This is a genomic window from Actinomyces israelii DSM 43320, assembly GCF_000711965.1.
Classification (GTDB): domain Bacteria; phylum Actinomycetota; class Actinomycetes; order Actinomycetales; family Actinomycetaceae; genus Actinomyces; species Actinomyces israelii.
In genome coordinates this window covers 1-20,647 of sequence record NZ_JONS01000040.1, presented here as the reverse complement: position 1 = coordinate 20,647, position 20,647 = coordinate 1, and the positions used below count along the sequence as shown (strand labels likewise).

Below are 20,647 nucleotides of genomic sequence, written 5' to 3'. Positions count from 1 at the left end.
GCCGCGTCCGGGACGCCCGGGACGTGTCCGGCTCGCCCGGGACGCCGGTCACGCGCGTCGGGAGCCCGGGCGGCGGGCCGCCGGGCGGGCGGCGCGGAGGGTCATCCATGGGTCGACGACCGCGTGGAACTGCTCGGGGACGGTCCGTCGCACGCTGTGGGGCGCGCCCTCGATGACCGCCGTCGACACGTGAGGGTTCGCGCGGCGGGTCAGGGCGAAGTAGTAGTCCCCGCGCAGAACCACGTTGTCGGTGCCGGTGACGATAAGGGTCGGAACGGCCAGCGAGTCCACAACCCTCCGCCAGGGGGCGGGCGGCCCCACGCAGCCCAAGGCGATAAAGCGCAGATCGACCGCGCAGGAGGCCTCGACGCAGGCGCGCACCTCCCGGCGCGACCAGGCGGGGTGGTCGGCTGCCTCCTGGGCGAGGCGCGCCTGGGGGTCGGCGGCGACGCCCCTCATCTCCTGGACCTTGCCGGAGGCCCTCAGGGCCAGGATCCGGCGCCAGACCGGGGTGACGAAGGCGGGGTCCTCGGCGACGACGGCATCGACCAGGTCGGGTCGGCGGGCGGCGACGTCCAGGGCGGTCACCCCGCCCATGGAGTGCCCGACGACAATGAGCGGGGCGGTCAGGGGCCCGGCGTCGGCGGCCCCGGCCGACAGCCTCAGGCCGCGGGCGCGCAGGTCGGCCAGGGCGGCCTCCAGGTCGGCGGCCAGGCGGGCACCGGCGGTCGCCTGGGAGGCGAGGTCGGCGTCGTCCCAGCGCGGGGAATCACCGTGACCGCGGGCGTCGAGCGCCACGACACGGTAGCCGGCCGCCGTCCAGCGCTCGACGGCCTCGACCCAGCAGGCCGCCGAGTCGCCGATGCCGTGGCACAGGACCAGGACCGGGGCGGCGCCGTCGACCAGGGGGCCGGCCAGGCGGCGGGCGAGAGGAGCAGGGGCGGAGGCGGACGCGGAAGAGTCGGTCGGCTCGGTCACGCCCGGAGTTTACCGGGGCCGGCAGGAGCGGCCGCCCAGCGGGCGAGCGCACCCGGCGGGACCGGGGGCGGCCGCCCGGCCCTCGCCAGGGGTCCGGCGGGCGCGACGTGACCGGGGTTTCTCCTACCCGCCGAAAGGCCGGTCTGTCCGAATGCGACGCATGCTGCTCCGGGGCCTCGGAGCGCACTCATGGACACTTCTGCTTATATATTCAGTTCTCTGTCAGCCGCGGCGCCTACCGCTATGGCGTCAGTACGCAGTAAGGACATGATGGGACGGTTTTATGACTGCACACAATTTCGTCATCGTCGGCTTCGAGGAATCTGCAAACGCCTACAAGGCGCTGAGCGTCCTGCGCGGGGCGGCCGCCGAGGGGCGGATCACTATCGCCGCGGCCGTCATCGGGGAGCGCGGCGCCGACGGCAGCCTGCGCCTGGCCGAGGGTGAGGATGCCGTGATCGGGGGCGCGACCGTCGGCGGGGGCCTGATCGGCATGGCCGTCGGCATTCTGGGGGGCCCACTGGGCATGCTGCTGGGATGGGGTGCCGGCTCCCTGATCGGCGGTTTCGCCGACGCCGACCGCGTGGATCGCTCCGAGACCGCCATCGGCGAGCTCAGCAGACGGCTGCCCGCGGGCACCACCGCCATCCTCGCCGAGGTCGAGGAGTACGCCACCGAGGTGCTCGACGGCGTCGTCTCCCCGCTGGGCGGCCAGGTCCTGCGGCTCGAGGCCGACCAGGTCCTCGGCGAGCTGGAGGCCGCCGAGGCCGCCGCCATCGCCGCTGACAGGGAGGCCGCCCGGGTGCTGCACCAGGAGCGCCGGCAGGAGCGCAAGCAGAAGTGGGAGGATCGCGTCGACTCCCTGCGCGAGAAGCTCCACCGCAAGAAGTGAGTGTAAGAGCGGCTATCTGCTGAGGGCCCGCGGACGAGTTTCCGCGGGCCCTCAGGGTGCAGATGGTTGATTCCGGGGGCGCGGGCCGGGCGGGCGCCTCGAACCGATCTCGAGCCGGAAGCGAACCGATCCCGGTGCGGAGATCTACCGATCTCGACGAGAAGAAAGCGCGTGCGAGTCTTATGTCGCCCTCCCGGGCCAGCAGCCGAGGCGCCCGGCAATGGGACGGACGATCTCCACCGTCCGGTGCGCCAGGACCTGCTGGGCGGTCAGGCGAAGCGGCGTCATGCCGTGCCGCAGGAGCCACTGGTCGCGGCGGCGGTCCTGCGTCCAGTCGGCCAGGGACGAGTGGAAGGCGTGACCGTCGGTCTCGATCGCAAGACGCTGTCCCAGGACGAGGTCGAGCTCGCCGGTGGGCGTCTCAACGGCGACCTCCGGCGGAGCGCCGGCCTCCTCCAGCTCGTATCGGGCGATAGTCTCCAGGATGGAGCGCGCCTTCGGGTCGGCGCGGGCGAGCAGCGCGCGCATGGGGCCGTTCCTCGGCCCGCGCAGTCTGGCGAGAAGCTGGGCGCGGGTGACCAGGCCGCCGCGCAGGGCGCAGTCCAGGGCGATGAGCGCGTCCAGCTCCGATGCGCAGCGCATGAAGGTGAGGATGGAGGTCTCCTGGTCGGCGAACGGCGAGCCCAGCGGGTCGATGGGAGCGCCGGCGTTCCTGTGGATGATGACGCGCCCGATGCCGTCTACGGGGTGCTGGTCGTAGGGGGCGATAATGTGGAGCTGGCTTCCGGGGCTCTCCTGAAGGGCGATGCCGTAGTGCTCCATTGCGTGCGCGCAGGCGATGAGGCCGCCCAGGCGCCGGGCGATAATGGTGGGCCGGTCCGTTCCCGGCAGGGCGATGACGTGCTGCGGGTGGCGGACGACGATTCCGTCGGCCACCATGCGGCCCAGAGTGCGACGGCAGTGTTCTGAGGCGGCCAGGAATCGCTGTTTGGCCGCCCCGTGCGCGGCTGCCAGCGCTCGCAGCATGGCGTCCCGCCGTTCGGTGTACCGCATGAAACGAGCATCGACCGGCGGGGCCGCCGGTGACAAGGTTTGCGCCACCCTGTGGATAACGTGGCCGGCCGCCGGCAGGCGCCCATGACTCCACGCGCGCTTCCGCACCCGTCTGCGGGGCCCGCAGCTGCCCGTCTGAGGGGTCCGAGGCGTCACAGACGTCTGCACAGGTGCGTTCGGGCGCTTCCGGCTGTGTTTCCGCGTCGAAAAAGGTGGCTCCTACGCACTTTTAACGTTCGTGTCTCATCTCCGCCTGCTGCAGAACCGCGGAATTACGCCAAACTTCGCAACCAGCGACGGTGCCGTGCACCGTAAAAGTGCGTAGGAGCCACCTTTTTGAGCGCAAAGGCGCTCGATGGGACTGCCGGGTGCATGCGGGGTCCGGTCAAGCGCTCGGCAGGGTGCGCCGCCTGACGGGACGCGCCGGTCAGCACGGTGCGCCGCCCGCCCCTTCACCGATCTCGACGGGACCGGCCTTCGGCCTGCCGTACGGCTCTGGCTCCGATGACCCGCAGGACACGTCCTAGCCGACGAGGCCGCCGGGAGTCTGGCCGCCATCGGCCGGCGCCCCGGCAGGGCGGCGGTGGTAGAGCAGGTAGGCGCCGATCCGGCTGCGCCAGGAGGGGCGCACCGCGTGCGGCCAGCGCTGGGCCACGTAGGTGATGGCGTCATCGACCTCGAGGCGCTGGGTGGAGTTGCCCGCCCGCACCCACAGCTCTCGCCCGCCCCGGCCCTTGGGGCCGGACAGGTAGACGGGCACCGGCGAGGGCGGCACGGTGACCCGGCAGACCTCGGCGCCATCGCCGTTATCGGCGGGGGCGAAGTCCAGGCGCGGCAGAGTCGCGGCATTCGCCCCCAGGCGGACGCGCCACAGGTCGCGCAGGAAGAGCTCGTAGCGGTCGGCGTTCTCGTGGCGCAGGGTCGTGTAGTCCGGACCCAGGCCGATGAGTCGGCCGTCATCGTCAACGCCGAGCAGCAGCGTGCCGCCGCGGGAGTTCAGGAAGGCCGCCACCGTCTTGGCGGCGACGGTCTCCATGGCGTCGTCGCGCTTGCCGGTGCGCAGGTTGACGCGCGCGGAGGACTTGAACTCCAGGCGCTCGGACTCGCCGTGGCGCGCGACGTCGGCGATCGGCTCGAGCTCGGGCTCGTGCTGCAGCCATGCGGCCGCGGCGGAGGTCAGCACAATGACCCCGACGGCGGTGGCGACGGCGCACACCAGCAGGCGCGGCGCCCACAGGTAGTCCTCCTCGAGGAACCAGGCCCCCAGCGCCAGGCCGCCCCACAGGCCCAGCAGGGCCGTGAGCGTGGCCGCGGAGGAGGACAGGCTCGTGCCCCGGCGGCGCAGGATGCGGCGGGTGAGGCTGCCCACGAGGTAGGCCAGCAGCATCATCCCCGGCTGCAGGAGGACGGTCAGCAGCAGGATCGGGCTCTGCGGGACGACGATGACGTCGTGGGTGGTCGACTCCAGGGGCGTCACGCGTCGGCGCTCTGCTCGGAGGCGGCGGGGGTCGCGGCAGCGGTCCCGGGCTTGGCGGGGGCGTCCGAATCCGCAACCCCGGCGGGGGCCGGAGCGGCAGGGCCCGCCGCCGCGGGGACGACGACCTCCCACTGCGGGCGCGCCGCGAGGAAGCCGCGCACGGCCTCCTGCGCCGCCTCCAGGGAGTGGTTCGCACCCCAGCCGCACTGCACCTCGTTGGCGGCGGGCACCTCGGTGGCCTCCAGGATGTCGCGGAAGGTCGCCTCCAGCAGCGGCAGGAACTCGGCCGGCTCCAGGCCCAGGGTCAGGGCGTAGAAGCCGGTCTGGCAGCCCATCGGCCCCCAGTCGATGAGCCGGTCGGTGTGGTTGCGCATGAGCTCGGCGGTCAGGTGCTCGATGGAGTGCACCGCCCTCATCTCCAGGTGCTCGCGGTTGGGCTGGGTGAAGCGCACGTCGTACTTGACCAGCTCGTCGCCGCCCGGCAGGCGCTTGCGGTCCGCGATCCGCACGAAGGGTGCGACCACCCGCGTGTGGTCGAGGTTGAAGGACTCGACGTTCATGCGCGGTCCCGAGGTCTGCGTGTACTCGCTCATGACCCCAGGCTATCCGCGCAGCGGAGCCCCGTGGAGGGGACCGTGCGAGTAAGCGCCGCATCCGCCCGGGCGGGGCCGCTGCGCGGGCGGGCGCCGCTGCGCGAGGTCCGCACCCCGGAGAATCCTGTGGGCGGGGCAGCCTCGTCGACCTGGAGCCCCGCCGTCGGGGGACAGGGGGACAATGGGGGGCATGAGCCATCCTCTCGCACGCATTGTCGTCGGGCCCGACGACGCCCCCACCCTGGTGCTCCTGCACGGAATCACCGCCTCGGCCGTCTCCCAGACCGACGCCATCGACCACTGGCGGGCCCTGGGCTACCGGGTGGTCGCCGCCGACGCCCGCGGCCACGGCCTGTCCCCGCGCTGGGAGCCCGCCGAGCTGGAGCGCGCCGGCGAGGTCCTCGTCGACGACGCCGTCGCCGTCCTGGAGGACCTGGACGTCCAGGCCCGCGGCCGGCGCGCCCTGGGGCTGCCCGCCGCGCCCCCGCCCGTCGTCGTCGGCCACTCCATGGGGGCCGCCACCGCCATGGTCGTGGGCGGGCGCCGCCCCGAGCTGGTCACCGGCGTCGTCCTGCACGACCCAGCCCGCTTCGGCTCGCGCAGCCCGGCCGAGCTGCTCGCCCGCGGCGCCGGGCGCGAGCGCGCCCGCGCGGCCGAGGTCGCCGACCCGGCGGCCGCCGTGGCGCGCGCCCTGGCCGACCCCGAGGTGCCCGACTGCGAGGCCGTGGCGGGGGTGTGGGCGAGCCGGCGCACGGATCCCGCGCTGCTGCGCACCGGCGTCGTCGCCCCGGAGACCGAGTGGGTCGAGGCGATGGCGGCGCTCGCGGTCCCCGCGCTCCTGGTCACCGGGGACCGGCCCGGCGCGGCGCGGGTGGGGCGCGAGGGGCTGGAGGTCGTCGAGCGGCTCGCGAACCCGCTCGTGACGACGGCGCTCGTGCCGGGGGGCGCCCACAACGTGCGGCGCACCCGCCCCGAGGGCTTCTACGACGCCGTCGACCCCTGGCTGGCGAGCCGGTTCTCCTGACGCCGCCCGGGGCCGCGCCGGAGCGGCGGACCGGCTCCCCGCACCCTCAAATTGATGTGATCTACGTCATGTCGAAGACTCTGCTCTCTGTCTTGTGCAATCGATTGAATTCAGTGATTATCTTGTTCGTGGGCGGAGGCCACCCCATCTCCGCCGCTCGTTTCCACGACAAGGAGGTCGCTTTGGCAATGAAGGACAGGGAAGCCGATGGCGCGAGCGGCGCGGAGCGGGCCGGGGAAGTCCCGGTGGGCGGCGCGCCGACCGACTGGATGTCCCGGATCGACGACGAGGTCGCTCTCGACCGCCTCGCGGTGCCCGGGACGCACGACACCATGACCCACCGCTGTGACGGCTACACCACGACTCAGAGCCTGTCCCTGGTCGAGCAGCTGGACTGCGGTGTGCGCTTCGTCGACATCCGGCTGCGGCGGGACGGGACGATCGCCCACCGCTACTCCCCGACCGGATACGACATCGACGACGTCCTGGGTGCAGTCGCCGACTTCCTGGAGGCGCACCCCGGCGAGACGGTCCTTATGAGGCTCCAGAACGCCAACGAGGACAAGGACGACTTCCCCGAGTACACCGAGGCCCTGGCGGGCGCGGTCCGCGAGTACCGCGACCTCTTCCACCTCCCCGACGACCCCGTCCGCTGGCCGACCCTGGGGCGGGTCCGCGGCGGGATCGTGGCCCTGGAGTGCAACCCGGCGGAGTTCGACGCGAGCGCGGTGGACGGCGTCAGGTGGGCCTATCGCTGGCACGACAACCCGGCGATCGAGCTGCAGGACATGTGGGACGGGCCCGCGGTCGAGGACAAGCTCGAGGCGATCACTGCGCTCATCAGGCCCGTCGACGAGCGGGACCACCGGCTCAGGCTCAACCACGTCAGCGCGACCAACGGGGCGCCCGGCAACCCGCTCCGGTGGGCGCACGCCCTCAACCCGCGGGTGGCCGGCGTGCTCGGCTCCTGGGGCGCGCGCCCCCAGAGGCCGATCCCCGGGGTCCTCATCTACGACTTCGTCACCGCCGACCTGGCGGCCAGGACCATCGCCCTCAACCGCTTCGGCAACCACCCCCAATAACCGCCGACTGATCACTGACTAACCGCCGACTAGCCACCGACTAGCCACCGACCGCAACCGCCGACAGCCCTCCCGCAAAGGAGCGGGAGGGGCGGCGCCCGGCCGCGGGCCGGACGCACGACATTCACATGACATTCAAAGGACACTCATGAGTGCATTCATGAATCGGTACGGCTTCACCCGTGCCTCCCTGCTGCGGTTCGTGTTCATCACCGCGAACGCCGAGCTCATCTACATGTTCTGGAACCTGCGGACGTCGCTGACGACGCCGCTCATGGCGGCCTTCGGCATTGACAAGTCCCAGCTGGGCGTCATCGCCGGCCTCCAGGGCTTCATCATGCTGTTCCTGACCATCCCGCTGGGCTGGGCCGGGGACAGGTTCAAGACCCACCACGTCATGATCGTCAGCTCGGTGGTCTCCGGGGCGGTCGCCATCGCCCTGGCCCTCATGGTTCCGGTCTCGCCATCCGGGTTCTGGATCGTCGTCGGCGGGTACGGCCTCATGCTGGTGTTCACCGAGGCGATCTACAAGACGACCAACTTCAAGGCCATCTCCATGACCACCGACGACACCCACCAGGCGGCCGTCTTCGGGTTGTTCGAGATGGGGCGCGGCATTATCACCTTCATCGAGGGCGCCCTGTCCCTGGCCATCTTCCAGTGGATGGGCGGCGCCATGGCGGGCCACGAGGTCGCCGCCATGCGCTGGACGATGATCATCTCCGCCGGCATCACCCTGCTGTCCGCCCTGCTCGTCTTCTTCGCCTTCCCCCGGTCCGCCCGCATCAGGGCCCGCACCGCGGGCGACAAGCAGGAGTCCTTCACCGTCAAGGACCTCCTGAGCGCCCTGAGGATCCCCGACGTGTGGATCACCGGCCTGGCGGCCTCCTGCGCCTACGGCGTGTTCGTCATGTGCGCCACGCTTCTGAACACCTACCTCGTCGACGTCTACGGCCTGCCCGCCGTCGTGGCCGGCTCCATGGGCCTGATCATCTCCGCGGCCCGCATTGTCGCCCCGGGCGCGGCCGGCCAGCTCGCCGACCGCCGTTTCCGCTCCAGCGCCCACCTGTTCTGGATCCTGTTCGCCATTATGGCGGCCATGCTGTTCCTCGAGGTGGTCCTGCCGAAGCCGAGCTCGCCCACCCCCACCAATCTCGGCCTGCTGGTCCCCGCCTTCGCCGTCATCTTCACAGCCGCGTTCTGCTGCTACATGATCCGCGGCATCTACTACTCGCCGATCGGCGAGGCCGGGATCCCCACCCGCGTGCGCGCCTCAGCCATGTCCGCCGCGACCACGATCGGCTACACCCCCGCCCTGTACGGGACCTACTGGTTCGGCTCGATCATCGACCGCAACGAGGCCGCCGGCGACATCGTGCGGGGCTACAACATCGTCTTCATGATCTTGGGCGCCTACGCCGTGCTCGGCGTCGTCTTCGCCCTGGTGCTCAGGAGGCGCTGGGACGCGCGCGCCGCCCGGCAGGGCGCCGAGCGGGAGGAGATCGGCGCCTCATGACGAGGCCTGGCCGGTGAGGGGATCCGCGGGCCGCCCGCCGGGTGACGCATCCCTGCTGAGGGGTGCGACGACGGCGGTGCCGGGCGCCTGGAGAGCGCGTGAGCGCGCGAGGTCTCGGCACCCCCGCTTCGGACGGTCCGGGGCGGGGTCCGGAACGCGTGAGCGCGTGCGGGGCCGCCGCGGGCCCGCACAGTGCGGCCGGGCGCGGCCGGGCGCGGCCGGGTCCCGCCGCAGGCGAGCACGGGTCCGCCGACGAGGGCGCGGTCCGGCTGGGCGCGGGGTCCCATCCCGCCCGTCAGCACCTGGTCGCACGCTGGTGCGGTCCGGCCGGGCCGGCCGCTACCGCGTGCCCGGTGCGGGGCCGGAGGAGGAGCGGGCCACCATCCGGGTGCGTACCGACTCGCTGCGGGGCGGGCCGTCCCCGCCCTCGCACCGGGAGATCGCCATGTCCACCGCCAGCGCCGCGACCGCGGCGGGGTCGCGGTCCACGGAGGTCAGGTCGAAGGCCCGGGAGGCCGCTCCGCGGGTGTTGTCGAAGCCGACCACGGAGACGTCGTCGGGCACTGACAGGCCCCGCCGGGCCAGGGCGAGGAGGGCGCCCTGCGCGCACTGGTCGTTGTAGCACAGGACCGCCGTCGCCTGTCGCGGGCCGTCATCGTCCCCACCCGCCCCCCGGGACCCGGCGGCCGTGCCCGCCTCGACGGCGCCGACGAGCTCGCCGCGTTCGACGAGGGCCAGGGCCGAGGCGAAACCGGCGTCAACAGTTGCTCCGCCGGGCACGGTCCGCACCGACAGGGAGGTCCCCTGGGCCGTCTCCAGCAGGGTGCGCCGTCTTATGTCGGCGGATGCCCCCGCGGGGCCCTCGAGGTAGACCACCTCCCGGTGCCCGACGGCGATCAGGTGGGCGGTGATCTCGGCGGTGCCCCCGAGGTTGTTGCTGGTCACCAGGTCGCAGGAGGCGAAGGGGCGCTCCTGGCCGATGGCCACCGTCGGGACGGCCGTCCTGCGGGGGTCGAGGCCGCCCAGGGAGCCCGGGTCGATGGCGATGAGGGCCTGGCAGCGCAGCTCGCGGAGGGACACGAGGGCCTCCGCGGTCGAGGTGCTCCTGGAGATGCCCGCGACCACCGTGCGATAGCCGCGGGCGGCGGCCGCGGCGAGGATGTGCTCGTGGTAGGTGAAGTGCAGGTCCTGGTCCAGGCGGCACAGGAGCCCGATGATCCTGGGACGCGAGGTTCTCAGCAGGGTGCCCGCCAGGTCGGTGCTGTAGCCCATGCGCTCGGCCTCGGTCTTGACCTGCTCGCGGACGGGGGTGCTGATCCTCGGGCTGTCGCGCAGGGCCAGCGAGACCGTGCTCGTCGACACCCCCAGCGCCTGTGCGATGTCGCGCAGCGTCACCCGTGCCCCGCCCATCGGCGCCTCCCGGTGCGTCGTCGTCCTGCCTGGTGTGCGGGCGGCCCGCCCGCCGCCTTCCGAGTGCTCGCGGCGGCGGGCGGGCCGCCGTCTCCGATGGTAGTTCCCCGGCCGCCGCGGGGACCGATCTCGAGGCGGAAGCGAACCGATCTCGGTGCGGAACTCGACCGATCTCGACGACAAGGAGGGGAGCGGTGGCCGGAACTCCCGGCCGCCGGGGCGAAATCCTGTAGGCTGAGCCCGGCTCGGCAAAGGCGCCGGGCTGCCAGCTCTTGTCCGGCACCATCGGCGTGCCGGGCCCGATGCTCAAGGAGGAGCCCGTGCCGACGCCGTCGCTGCGCCGCCCCCGTCCCGCCGTCGGGCGCTCCGCCGACCGCTCCGGGCGCGGGCCCGCTCTGACCCGCAGGCAGGCAGTCGGCCTGGTCCTGGGCGCCGTCGTGTTCCTCATCCCTCTCCTCGTGGACGTCCCCAGCCTGGAGGACATGGGCGAGCGCATGCTCGCCGTCTTCGGGCTGGCGATCGTCCTGTGGGTCACCGAGGCGATCCCGCTGGTGGCCACCGCCGTGCTGGTGATCGCCCTGGAGATCCTGCTGATCTCCAACCAGGCGCTCCTGCCCGTGCCCGGGGACGCCACCAAGTACTCCACCTTCCTGGGCGCCCTGGCCAACCCGGTCATCATCCTGTTCCTGGGCGGGTTCCTCATCGCCGACGGCGCAGAGAAGTACCGCCTGGACAAGAACCTCGCCGCGGTCCTCATCAGGCCCTTCACCGGCTCGGCGCGCACGACCGTCCTGGGTCTCATGGTCATCACCGCCATGCTGAGCATGTTCATGTCCAACACGGCCACCACCGCCACCATGTTCGCCGTCATCATCCCGATCCTGGGCGCCCTGCCCGCCGGCAGGGCGCGCGCCGGGCTGGCCCTGTCGATCCCGGTGGCGGCCAACGTCGGCGGCATCGGCACGCCCGTGGGCACGCCCCCCAACGCCATCGCCCTGGGGGCGCTGGAGGAGGCCGGCTACCGCATCAGCTTCCTGGACTGGATGATCATGGCGGTGCCGCTCATGGTCCTAATCCTCGTGGGCGCCTGGCTGCTCATCTGCGCCCTGCTCCTGCCCGGCGGGCTGACGGTGGAGCTGGACATGCGGGCCCAGTGGCACACCGACCGCAGGGCCGTCACCTTCTACGTCATCGCCGCCGCCACGATCCTGGCGTGGATGACCGAGTCCCTCCACGGCGTGAGCGCGAACGTCGTCGGGTTCCTGGCGGTCGCGGCGCTGCTGGTGACCCAGGTCATGGGCGCCGAGGACCTGGGGCGCCTGTCCTGGCCCGTGCTGTGGCTCGTCGCCGGGGGCATCGCGCTGGGTGACGGCGTGGCCGCCACCGGCCTGGACGCCTGGATCCTCGGGCTGTTCGGGTGGGACGCCATGCCGGCCTTCGCCGTCGTCGTCGTCATGGGGATGCTGGGGCTGGCCATGTCCAACGTCATCAGCCACTCGGCGGCCTCCAACCTCCTCATCCCGCTGGCCATGGGCCTGGCGACCGGCATCGACGGCCTGGAGCCGGTGACCATCGCGGTCGTGCTGGCGCTGGCCTGCTCGCTGGGCATGAGCCTGCCCATCTCGACGCCGCCCAACGCCATCGCCTACGCCACCGGCGAGGTGACGACGGCGGACATGGTCAGGGTCGGCGTCGTCGTCGGAGTGGCGGGCGCGGCGCTCCTCGTCCTCCTCATGCCGTCGCTGTGGTCCGCGCTGGGGCTGATCTGATGGCCGCCGCCCCGCCCGGTGCACCGGATGCGCCCGCCCCGCCGGGCGCGCCCCCGCTCGTCGTCGCCGTCGTCTCCCCGGCCTCGCTCGGCTCCCAGGCGGCGCACGAGGTCGAGTCCGCGGTGGGCTGCGTCGCCCGAGTCATGCGCACCCGTTCCCTGGCCGAGCTGTTCGCCTGGGCCCGGCGCAGCGAGACGGACGCCCCCGCTGCGACGGTGCCCCTGATCATCGCCACCGATGAGGTCGGCAGCCTCGACGACGTCGCCGCCGCCGTCGACCACCACCCGGCCCTGGCCGCGGCGCGCCTGGTCCTGCTGACCGAGCGCACCGAGCTGCACGACCTGGGGCGCGCCATCGACGAGGACCTGGTCCGCGAGGTCGTCGCGGTGCCCTGGACGCCGGGCGCCATCGCCCACCGCGCCGCCGCCCAGACCGGCCGCTGGCTGCGCGACCACCTGCCCGACGACTCCCGCCGCGCCCTGCTGGCCACCGACGTCGATACTGCGGAGTCCGCCCGCTCGCCCCTGCTGGAGGCCCTCGCCCACGGGACGGACGCGCTGACCGCCGAGCTCATCGCCGCCTGCGAGACGGTCCTGGGGCCCCGGCCGCGCCTGCGGCTGCCGCCCGGGGTGCGGCTGACCCACCAGGGGCAGGTCGTCGACGGCGTCTACATCGTGGTGTCGGGGGCGGTGGCGCTGACCCGCCACACGCGCGTCGGCGAGGTCACCCTCCACCACGCCACCACCGGACGCATTATCGGGCTGGTCTCCCTGGCCGGCCAGGGCCTGGCCTACGTCACCTCCACGACCACCACCGACGTCGAGCTCATCCTGCTGTCCATCGAGCAGCTCGACCGGGCGCTGCGGGAGAACCCCGCCACCGAGCAGGCCCTGGCGGCTCTGCTCATCGGGTCGCTGACCAAGCGCCTGTCGCGCTCGGAGATCCTGCAGGTCGAGAAGATCGAGCTGGCGGCCGCCGTCGCCGCCGAGAAGGCCCAGGCGACCGAGGCGCTGGCCGCGCTCGAGCAGGCCCGCATGGAGCTGCTCGCCCAGGAGCGCTTCGCCACGCTCGGCGAGCTGGCCGCGGGGATCGCCCACGAGCTCAACAACCCCGTCGCGGCCCTCGAGCGGGCCGGCGCGCACCTGGAGACGGGCCTCGACTCCGTCCTGGCCTCGCACCCCGAGGGCGAGGCCATTGCGCGCACCGCCGAGGCGGCGCGCACCCGGCCGCCCGCCTCCACGCGCGCCGAGCGGGGCGAGCGCCGCGCCCTGGAGCGGGTCCTGGGCGACCGCGAGCTGTCCCGCAGGATCGTCGCTGCGGGCCTGGCCGCCGGCAGGGAGCCGGCCGATATCAGGGCCCTGGCCGCCGACCCCGAGCGCCTGGCCACCCTGGAGGCCGCCGCGTCGATCGGGCGGGCCGAGCGCAATATGCGTGTGGCGACCGGGCGCATCAGCGGCCTGGTGGCCAGCCTGTCGACCTACGTGCGTCCCCAGGGGGAGGCGTTCCAGGACGTCGATGTGCGCGAGGTCCTTGAGGACGCGCTGCGCCTGACCGCGCACCGTCTGCACGGCGTCCAGATCGAGCGGGAGTACCCCGGCGAGGCGGACCCGGCCCCGGTCGTGCCCGCGCACCCCGGCGAGCTCGCCCAGGTGTGGACCAACCTGCTGACCAACGCCGCCGACGCCCTGGCCGCCCTTGCCGTCCGGGGCGAGGGGGTTGCCGGAGCCGGCCGTGAGGCGGGTGCGGGCCGCCTCATTCTGCGGGTCGCGCAGGAGCCCGGCGCCGTGCGCGTCGAGGTCGAGGACAATGGGCCGGGCATCGCGCCCGAGGTCCTGCCGCGTATCTTCGAGCCGCGCTTCACCACCAAGCACGGCCAGGTCCGCTTCGGCCTGGGCCTGGGTATGGGCCTGGCCAAGTCCGTCGTGGACGCCCACGGCGGCACCATCGTCGTCGAGTCCCGGCCCGGACGCACGCTCGTGCGCGTCACCCTGCCCACCGACCACACCCAGGAGGCACCATGAAGCTGGTCATCCTCGTCGTCGAGGACGAGCCCGAGGTCCGCGACGCCGTCGTCGGCGACCTCGCCCCCTTCGACGGCGTCGTGCGCATCGAGCCCGCCGAGGACGTCGAGGACGCGTGGGAGGTGGTCGATGAGGCGGACGCCGACGGCGACCTGGTGGCCCTGGTCCTGGCCGACCACCGCCTGCCTGGCCGCAGCGGCGTCGACATGCTCGTGGCCATGACCGACGACGAGCGCACCGCCGCCGCCCGCAAGGTCCTGGTCACCGGGCAGGCCGACCAGGACGACACGATTCGCGCCGTCAACGAGGCCGGCCTCGACCACTACATCGCCAAGCCCTGGGACCCCGCGCACCTGCAGGCCACCGTGCGCGCCCAGCTGACCGACTTCGTGCTCGACACCGGGCTCGACCCGCTGCCGCACCTGCGGGCCCTGGACGGCGCGCGGGCCATGGAGGCGCTGCGCTGAGCGGCGCGGCCGCGGGCCCAGTGCCCCCGGATCTCAGCTTCTTCACGGGGCGGTCTCGCAGGGGGCCTCCCGAGGCCCGGCGCGCCCGCGGCCGGCCCCGGCCCGGGTGAGCGGTTCGCGATCTCCTGAGACATTGAGGGGAGCGACCGTGAAAGGATGCGCGTATGACTGCTACCCCTGCTACCCCTGCGCCCACCGCTGGAAACAAGGTCGCCTCCGCCGGGGAGCGGGCCGCGCCCGCGATCGGAGGACGGGCGACGCCGGCGACCGGGAGCCAGGCCGCTTCCGAGGATCGGCTCCAGGGCGAGGCCATCGCGATCACTGTCGCCGCCCTGGCCGTGAGCTGCGCCGGGATCTACTTCGCACAGGCCCTGGTCGGCCCGGCCTTCTTCGCCCTCACGCTCGTCATCACCGTGCGGCCCCTGGTGAGCTGGGCCAGCCGCCATCACGTGCCCCGCTCCGTGTCCGCCATCTGCGCGATCATTATCATCTACGCCTTCGTGGCCATGATGTTCGCGGCGCTGGGCGTGGCCATTGTCCAGCTCGTCGACACCCTGCCCGCCTACACGGCCAAGTTCCAGGCGATCTGGGGGAGTATCCAGGACCTGCTGGCGCGATTCGGCGTAGATCAGTCCGCGCTGCTCGACCAGGTCTCGCGGTCCATGGACACCAACAAGGTCGTCACGGTGGCCCAGGGGCTCCTCGCGCAGATCACGAGCTTCGGCTCGATTCTGAGCATTATGGGGCTGACGGTCCTCTTCCTCATGTTCGACATGTCCCGTATCGAGGTGCGGGCTCAGGCGCTGACGGTCCTCAAGCCCGGAATCGCCCGTGCGCTCGCGGACTTCGCCGGGGCGGTGCGCTCCTACTGGCTGGTGTCGACCGTCTTCGGCCTGATTGTCGCGGTCTTCGACGTCATCGCCCTGGGGTTCCTCGGGGTGCCGATGGCGGTGACCTGGGGCGTGCTGTCCTTCATCACGAACTACATCCCCAATATCGGCTTCTTCCTCGGTGTCATTCCACCGGCCCTGCTGGCGCTGGTGGACTCCGGGCCGTGGACGGCGCTGTGGGTGCTGGTGGCGTACGCGGTGCTCAACTTCGTCATCCAGAGTCTTATCCAGCCGAAGTTCACCGGGGACGCCGTCGGCCTCAACACGACGACGACCTTCCTGTCCCTGCTGTTCTGGAGCCAGGTCATCGGGGCGCTCGGCACGATCCTCGCCGTGCCGCTCACGCTCTTCGTCAAGTGCGTGCTCATCGACTCCGACAGCCGCTCGCGCTGGGTGGGCATCTTCCTGTCGGCCGGCGACAACCCGGTGCTGCGGCCCGACGAGCTCGATCCCCGCACGGTCGAGACGCTCGACCTGGACGGCGACGGCATCGGCGAGGAGGACCCGCAGCACGACCGACCCGTCATCAAAGGCGGCAGGGACTCCGGCGAGACCGGGAGGGCCGGCGGTGGGAGGGCCGGCGACGAGCCGGCCTGAGCGGGTGGTCCCCCTCGCCGAGATCAGTCGTATTCCGCGTCGAGATCGGATCACGGGGCCGGACAGGAGCGCCCAGTCGGCTCCCCGCGGTCTCCTGGAGGCCGGCCCTGGTGGAGACTGGTGGAAAAAGGTGGCTCCCACGCACTTTTACCTGCCGGTACCGCTCTGCCTGCGTCATGAAACCGCGGAATCATGCCGATTCTCTCTGCGTTCGGGGGCGGCAAGCGCCTTAAAAGTGCGTGGGAGCCACCTTTTCTTTCTAGAGCCGGTCGTCGAGGTGTTCGGCTCCGGCCCTGCAGGGGCGCCGCCTGGCTCTGCGGACCGGCCTTGGGCCGGAACGTGAACGTACCTTCCGCTCGCGGCCGGTGCGACCGGGCGGCGTGTACGAAGTTCGAGGGTGGGCATGAGGCCGGGAGGGGCCCGAGGACGTCTGCCGGCGACATGCGGAGCCCGAGGGCGGGCGTGCGGAGCCTGACGGCGGGCGTGCGGAGCCCGAGGGCGGGCGTACGGAGCCCGAGGGCGGGCGTGCGGAGCCGACATCGTCCCACTGTGCGACCTCCCAGCGGACCTTCGTCACTATGTGCTGACAAAGTGGCAGAAACGCCATATGCTCACCATGGGCCGCGGGCGCATCCCCGCGCGCGGCGGTCGATGAAGACACGCAGAAACACCCGAGCGGTGTGAGGAGAGGCGAATGAAGACGATTCGGCACTGGATCGACGGCCAGTACTACGAGGGCACCCCCATCGGGCGCTTCCCGGTGGAGAACCCGGGCACGGGGGAGATCGAGGGGGAGCTCCTGCAGGCCTCCGACGCCGACCTCGACCACGCCATCGAGGTGGCCCGCCGCGCTCAGAGGGAATGGGCCAAGGTGTCGCTGGCCAAGCGCACCGCGATCATGTTCCGCATGCGCCAGCTGGTGCTGGACCACCAGGACGAGATGGCCCGCATGATCGTGGCCGAGCACGGCAAGAACTACTCCGACGCCGTCGGCGAGATCCAGCGCGGCCGCGAGACCCTCGACTTCGCCACCGCGATCAACCTGGCCCTCAAGGGCGAGTACTCCTTCAACATCTCCACGGGCGTGGACATCCATACCCTGCGCCAGCCGGTCGGCGTCGTCGCCGGCATCTGCCCCTTCAACTTCCCTGCCATGGTGCCCATGTGGATGCACCCCATCGCCATCGCCACCGGCAACGCGTTCATCCTCAAGCCCGCGTCCATGACGCCGTCGGCGGGCCTGCTGACCGCCGAGCTCTACAAGGAGGCCGGGCTGCCCGACGGCGTCTTCAACGTCGTGGCCGGCAACCGCAAGATGGTCACCAAGGTGCTCGAGCACCCCGGCATTGACGCCATCTCCTTCGTGGGCTCCACCCCGGTGGCGCACATCGTCCAGAACACCGGCGTCTCCCACGGCAAGCGGGTCCAGGCGCTCGGCGGGGCCAACAACCACGCCATCGTCATGCCCGACTCCGACCTGGACTTCGCCGCCCAGCACATCTCCGCCGCCGCCTTCGGCGCGGCCGGCGAGCGCTGCATGGCCCTGCCCGTGGTGGTCGCCGTCGGCGGCTGCGGCCCGGACCTGGCGCGCCGCGTCAAGGCCCACGCCGAGAGGATCAAGGTCGGCTATGGCATGGACGAGGGCGTGGAGATGGGGCCCGTCATCGACGCCAAGTCCAAGGAGTTCATCACCGGGCTCATCGACGACGCCGAGGCCAAGGGTGCCGAGGTCGTCCTGGACGGGCGCCCCCTGGTGATCCCCGGCCACGAGAACGGGCACTTCCTCGGCCCCACGATCGTGGACAACGTGCCGCTGGAGTCCTCCCTGTACACCGAGGAGGTCTTCGGGCCGGTGCTGGCGATCGTGCACGCCGACACCTACGAGGAGGCCATCGCCCAGGTCAACTCCTCGCCGTTCGGCAACGGCTCGGCCATCTTCACCAACGACGGCGGGGTCGCGCGGCGCTTCGAGCTCGACGTCGAGGCCGGCATGGTGGGCATCAACGTGCCCATCCCGACGCCGGTGGCCTACTACTCCTTCGGCGGGTGGAAGGAGTCGCTCCTGGGCGACACCCACATCCACGGCCCCGAGGGCGTCAAGTTCTACACCCGGGCCAAGGCGGTCACCAGCCGCTGGCCCTCGGAGAAGACCTACGCCGCCACCATGTCCTTCCAGCGCGAGGAGTGAGCGGGGGCGGGTGAGCGCCCGCGCATGAGCGGTCCGGGCGGCGCCGCGTCGAGGGGCGACGGGCGCGCAAAGAGCTAGATCTGGCGGACGGTATTGGAGATCTCTTTGCCGTTGATCTGGGCCCTCGCAGCTCTATCAACGCCAGAGGGCGCCGAGTCGCACGCCCTGGGAGCCGTCCGGCGGGTACCGGGCGGCTCCCCGCCGTCGGTACCTGCCGCGCGCCGCCGTCCGCCCCTCGGCACTCGCCGTCGGGACCCCGGTCACTGAGAGCTCAGCCGCCGAGCACGCCGATCCGCTGCAGGTAGGCGGCCGTGCTCCCCATGGCCCGATCCCAGGCCGACCCGGAGAAGCCGTGGCCGGCGCCGTCGATGGTGACGAGTTCGGCGTCGGGGAAGGTCTGCACCGCCCGCTCGGAGTAGCTGATGGGCGAGGTGGCGTCGGCGGTGCCGTGGACGATGAGGACCGGCGAGGTGTAGCGGGGCATGTCGGCGTAGACGTCGTAGTCCCACATGTCCTCGACGTAGACGCGCCCCAGGCTGTACTGCCCGGCCGTGAGTGTCTCGGGGACCTTGTCCAGGGAGCCGAAGGCCTGATGGAGGTCGTCGGTGATGGAGAAGGCCGGGTACCACAGGGCCAGCCCAGCGACCTCCTGCGGGTGGCGGGCGGCGGTGATGGTGCTGACCGCGCCGCCCTGGCTGACGCCGTGCAGGACGATCCGCCGGGGATCGATGGCCTCCCAGCCGCCGGCGCTGGACCGTGCGGCGGCCAGGACGGCCTCCAGGTCGTCGACCTCGGTCATGACCGACATGCGCGTGGGGTCCCCGGCCTCCGGGCCGCCACCGCGGAAGGCGACGCAGTAGGAGGCCAGCCCCACCCCGGCAAGGGCCCGGGCCGTGGGGTCGAGGTCGCCGACGGAGCCGAGGAGTCCGTGGGAGCAGACGACCAGCGGGACCGGGCCCTCGGCGGCGGGCACGTAGAGGCGCCCCGCCATGTTCTCCCCCTGGCTGGTCACGCTCAGGTCGCGCACCTCGTAGTCGTAGGACGGCAGGCTGGCCAGATCGACGACGTCGGGCGCGGCGGAGGCCTGGGCGGTCCCGCTGGCCGTAAGCTCGGCGGGAGCGGACTCGTGGCCGGAGGTGCCGGTCCCGCAGGCGGCGCTCAGGACCACCCCCGCTCCGGCAATCCCCAGGGCTCCGACGACGGCTCTGCGGCTGAGTCCTGATCTGGGTCTCGGTCCGGTCAAGCTCTCTCCTTTCCCGGCTCCGGGGCAGGAGCCGTGCTCCGCGCACCCTACAGCCCCTTACGGTCTCCCCTCGAACGTCTTGGCCGAGTGCAGAGCGGCGTCGACTGGTCTGGGCCCCGGCCGGGGTGCCGCTGTGCCTCGAAAAATGATCATCCCACGCACTTTTAACCTCCCGCGTCGTCCGGTCCGCGCCGCCAAACCGCGGAAACTCGCCGATTCTCACGGTGTCTGAGACTGCCGAGCGGCTTAAAAGTGCGTGGGATGATCACTTCTCCCGCCCCGGAGTCGGTCGTCGGAGCGTTCGGCTCCGGTCTGCGGGAGCGGGCGCCGCGCCGTGCGGACCGGTGTCGAGCCTAAACGTCAACGTACCTTCCCAACACCAACGTACCTTTCTCCCGTCCTTCTGAGGTCTACCCCCAGAAGGACGGGAGAAAGGCACGTTCACGCGACGAACCTCCGTTGACGTTGGGGCTCGCCGCGCCGCCCGGCCCGCGTCCCGTTGGGATCGACCATCCGGAGACGGCCTTTGCGCCCCAGCCGCAGGTTCCGGACAATCGCGGACGATGAGCGCCTCGAACCATCCCGCTGGCCGCAGGGCGCCGACCCCCGCCGTCGAGAACGCCTACGCCCTGGCCCGCCGCGGCTCCTGGGACGCCATCGTCGATTCCTGGCTCCGGGACCGGGCGCTGCTCGTCGCCTGCTCCCGCTACCGCAGGCCGGGCTCGCTGTGGACCTTCCTCCACCAGGCCGGTCACTTCGGGCAGGAGCCGGCGATCCGGATGCTCATCGTCGTCGGCGCCTCGACCACCGCCGTCGGGGCGGACGGCGCCACCTCCGCCCAGGCCGCCCGGCGGCGCGGGCACGCCTGCATTGCGGACCTGCTGGAGCACGCGGTCGAGGGCGCCGATTCGATCTGGGCGGCCCCCGAGGACCCCGCGCTCCTGCCGAGCAGCCACCTGTGGGGCGAGGCGCGCGAGTGCACCGCGCGCGAGGACATGGTTATCGCCTACGGCGGCGGGCGGGCCGTCATCCTGGCCGGGCGGTGCTACTACGCCGACTCCTTCGACCGTGCCCTCATCGGCTGGCACGCCGCCTACGACCCGCCGCTGGACATGGGCGGCTACACGCTGATCCGCTGAGCCGTCATACCGGTTATGTCGGCTAAATCCCCACACCGGGACCGTTTGCGCCCGCGGTCACGGAGTAGGGCTCGCGGGTCTGGTGGATGACGGCACTCGGCTCGACCTCGTAGTCGTTGACGTCGTCGAGAACGGAGAAGGCCGTCACCGCCCCTCGGCCGACTTTTTCGCACCCGGGGGCAGATGCGCGCCGGCCGACGGTGCGGCCGTGATGTTCGATGTTCGGTGCCCGGTCAGCAGGCTCGCGGCCCTGGTTCGCGGCTGTGGGTGCGTGTCTTGCGCGAGGGCGGGCCCCTCTCGCGCGAGTT

The 20,647-nt window shown here is 72.2% G+C and carries 16 protein-coding genes and 1 pseudogene; 10 read left to right on the top strand and 7 right to left on the bottom strand.

Annotation, left to right across the window (positions count from 1 at the left end; genetic code table 11):
• Positions 1-48: 48 nt before the first annotated feature.
• Entirely contained in the window at positions 49-978 is a 930-nt protein-coding gene (locus O145_RS12190) for an alpha/beta fold hydrolase (RefSeq protein WP_052375099.1), read from the bottom strand.
• Between the two features lie 283 nt (positions 979-1,261).
• Here O145_RS12190 and O145_RS12185 point away from each other — a divergent pair, with 283 nt between their 5' ends.
• Positions 1,262-1,870 (top strand): DUF1269 domain-containing protein, encoded by a 609-nt coding sequence (locus O145_RS12185; RefSeq protein WP_043563384.1) that lies wholly within the window; start codon positions 1,262-1,264, stop codon positions 1,868-1,870.
• A 180-nt stretch (positions 1,871-2,050) separates the two neighbouring features.
• On the opposite strand, the gene O145_RS12180 is transcribed toward O145_RS12185, so the two are convergent.
• The 3 genes and pseudogenes from O145_RS12180 to O145_RS12170 all read right to left on the bottom strand — a co-directional run.
• On the bottom strand, positions 2,051-2,923 hold the full coding sequence (locus O145_RS12180) for a hypothetical protein (protein WP_084682590.1): 873 nt from the start codon (positions 2,921-2,923) through the stop codon (positions 2,051-2,053).
• Positions 2,924-3,446: 523 nt separating this feature from the next.
• Positions 3,447-4,400: an AlbA family DNA-binding domain-containing protein gene (locus tag O145_RS12175; protein WP_052375097.1), complete on the bottom strand. Its 954-nt coding sequence runs from the start codon at positions 4,398-4,400 to the stop codon at positions 3,447-3,449.
• A gap of 116 nt (positions 4,401-4,516) precedes the next feature.
• Positions 4,517-4,993: pseudogene (locus O145_RS12170) on the bottom strand (S-ribosylhomocysteine lyase); the annotation flags it as partial.
• Between the two features lie 190 nt (positions 4,994-5,183).
• On the opposite strand from O145_RS12170, the gene O145_RS12165 reads away from it, so the two are divergent.
• From O145_RS12165 to O145_RS12155, 3 genes are all read left to right on the top strand, one after another.
• Positions 5,184-6,017 (top strand): alpha/beta fold hydrolase, encoded by an 834-nt coding sequence (locus tag O145_RS12165; protein ID WP_043563399.1) that lies wholly within the window; start codon positions 5,184-5,186, stop codon positions 6,015-6,017.
• Positions 6,018-6,205: 188 nt separating this feature from the next.
• Positions 6,206-7,099 carry a phosphoinositide-specific phospholipase C-related protein gene (locus tag O145_RS12160; RefSeq protein ID WP_052375096.1) on the top strand — a complete coding sequence of 298 codons (894 nt, stop codon included), beginning with the start codon at positions 6,206-6,208 and terminating at the stop codon, positions 7,097-7,099.
• A 148-nt stretch (positions 7,100-7,247) separates the two neighbouring features.
• Positions 7,248-8,615 (top strand): MFS transporter, encoded by a 1,368-nt coding sequence (locus O145_RS12155; protein ID WP_084682588.1) that lies wholly within the window; start codon positions 7,248-7,250, stop codon positions 8,613-8,615.
• 339 nt (positions 8,616-8,954) lie between these two features.
• On the opposite strand, the gene O145_RS12145 is transcribed toward O145_RS12155, so the two are convergent.
• Entirely contained in the window at positions 8,955-10,025 is a 1,071-nt protein-coding gene (locus tag O145_RS12145) for a LacI family DNA-binding transcriptional regulator (RefSeq protein WP_043563377.1), read from the bottom strand.
• A gap of 302 nt (positions 10,026-10,327) precedes the next feature.
• Between O145_RS12145 and O145_RS12140 the strand changes: the two genes are divergently transcribed.
• From O145_RS12140 to O145_RS12120, 5 genes are all read left to right on the top strand, one after another.
• Positions 10,328-11,794 carry an SLC13 family permease gene (locus O145_RS12140; RefSeq protein ID WP_043563395.1) on the top strand — a complete coding sequence of 489 codons (1,467 nt, stop codon included), beginning with the start codon at positions 10,328-10,330 and terminating at the stop codon, positions 11,792-11,794.
• On the top strand, positions 11,794-13,815 hold the full coding sequence (locus O145_RS12135) for an ATP-binding protein (RefSeq protein WP_052375095.1): 2,022 nt from the start codon (positions 11,794-11,796) through the stop codon (positions 13,813-13,815). The genes O145_RS12140 and O145_RS12135 overlap by 1 nt, the downstream gene beginning before the upstream one ends.
• Entirely contained in the window at positions 13,812-14,282 is a 471-nt protein-coding gene (locus tag O145_RS12130; protein ID WP_043563376.1) for a response regulator, read from the top strand. The genes O145_RS12135 and O145_RS12130 overlap by 4 nt, the downstream gene beginning before the upstream one ends.
• A 164-nt stretch (positions 14,283-14,446) precedes the next feature.
• Positions 14,447-15,769 carry an AI-2E family transporter gene (locus O145_RS12125; RefSeq protein ID WP_084682587.1) on the top strand — a complete coding sequence of 441 codons (1,323 nt, stop codon included), beginning with the start codon at positions 14,447-14,449 and terminating at the stop codon, positions 15,767-15,769.
• A 694-nt stretch (positions 15,770-16,463) separates the two neighbouring features.
• Positions 16,464-17,957, top strand: a complete 1,494-nt coding sequence (locus O145_RS12120; protein ID WP_043563374.1) for a CoA-acylating methylmalonate-semialdehyde dehydrogenase — start codon at positions 16,464-16,466, stop codon at positions 17,955-17,957.
• A 271-nt stretch (positions 17,958-18,228) separates the two neighbouring features.
• Here the strand turns inward: O145_RS12120 and O145_RS12115 are convergent, their stop codons facing one another.
• Positions 18,229-19,200 (bottom strand): alpha/beta hydrolase family protein, encoded by a 972-nt coding sequence (locus O145_RS12115; protein ID WP_043563373.1) that lies wholly within the window; start codon positions 19,198-19,200, stop codon positions 18,229-18,231.
• Positions 19,201-19,763: 563 nt separating this feature from the next.
• Between O145_RS12115 and O145_RS12110 the strand changes: the two genes are divergently transcribed.
• Complete coding sequence (locus O145_RS12110; RefSeq protein WP_043563372.1) at positions 19,764-20,339, top strand: ankyrin repeat domain-containing protein; 576 nt, start codon at positions 19,764-19,766, stop codon at positions 20,337-20,339.
• A 22-nt stretch (positions 20,340-20,361) separates the two neighbouring features.
• On the opposite strand, the gene O145_RS19635 is transcribed toward O145_RS12110, so the two are convergent.
• Positions 20,362-20,487, bottom strand: coding sequence for a hypothetical protein (locus tag O145_RS19635; RefSeq protein WP_267489936.1), 126 nt, complete (start codon positions 20,485-20,487; stop codon positions 20,362-20,364).
• Positions 20,488-20,647 lie beyond the last annotated feature (160 nt).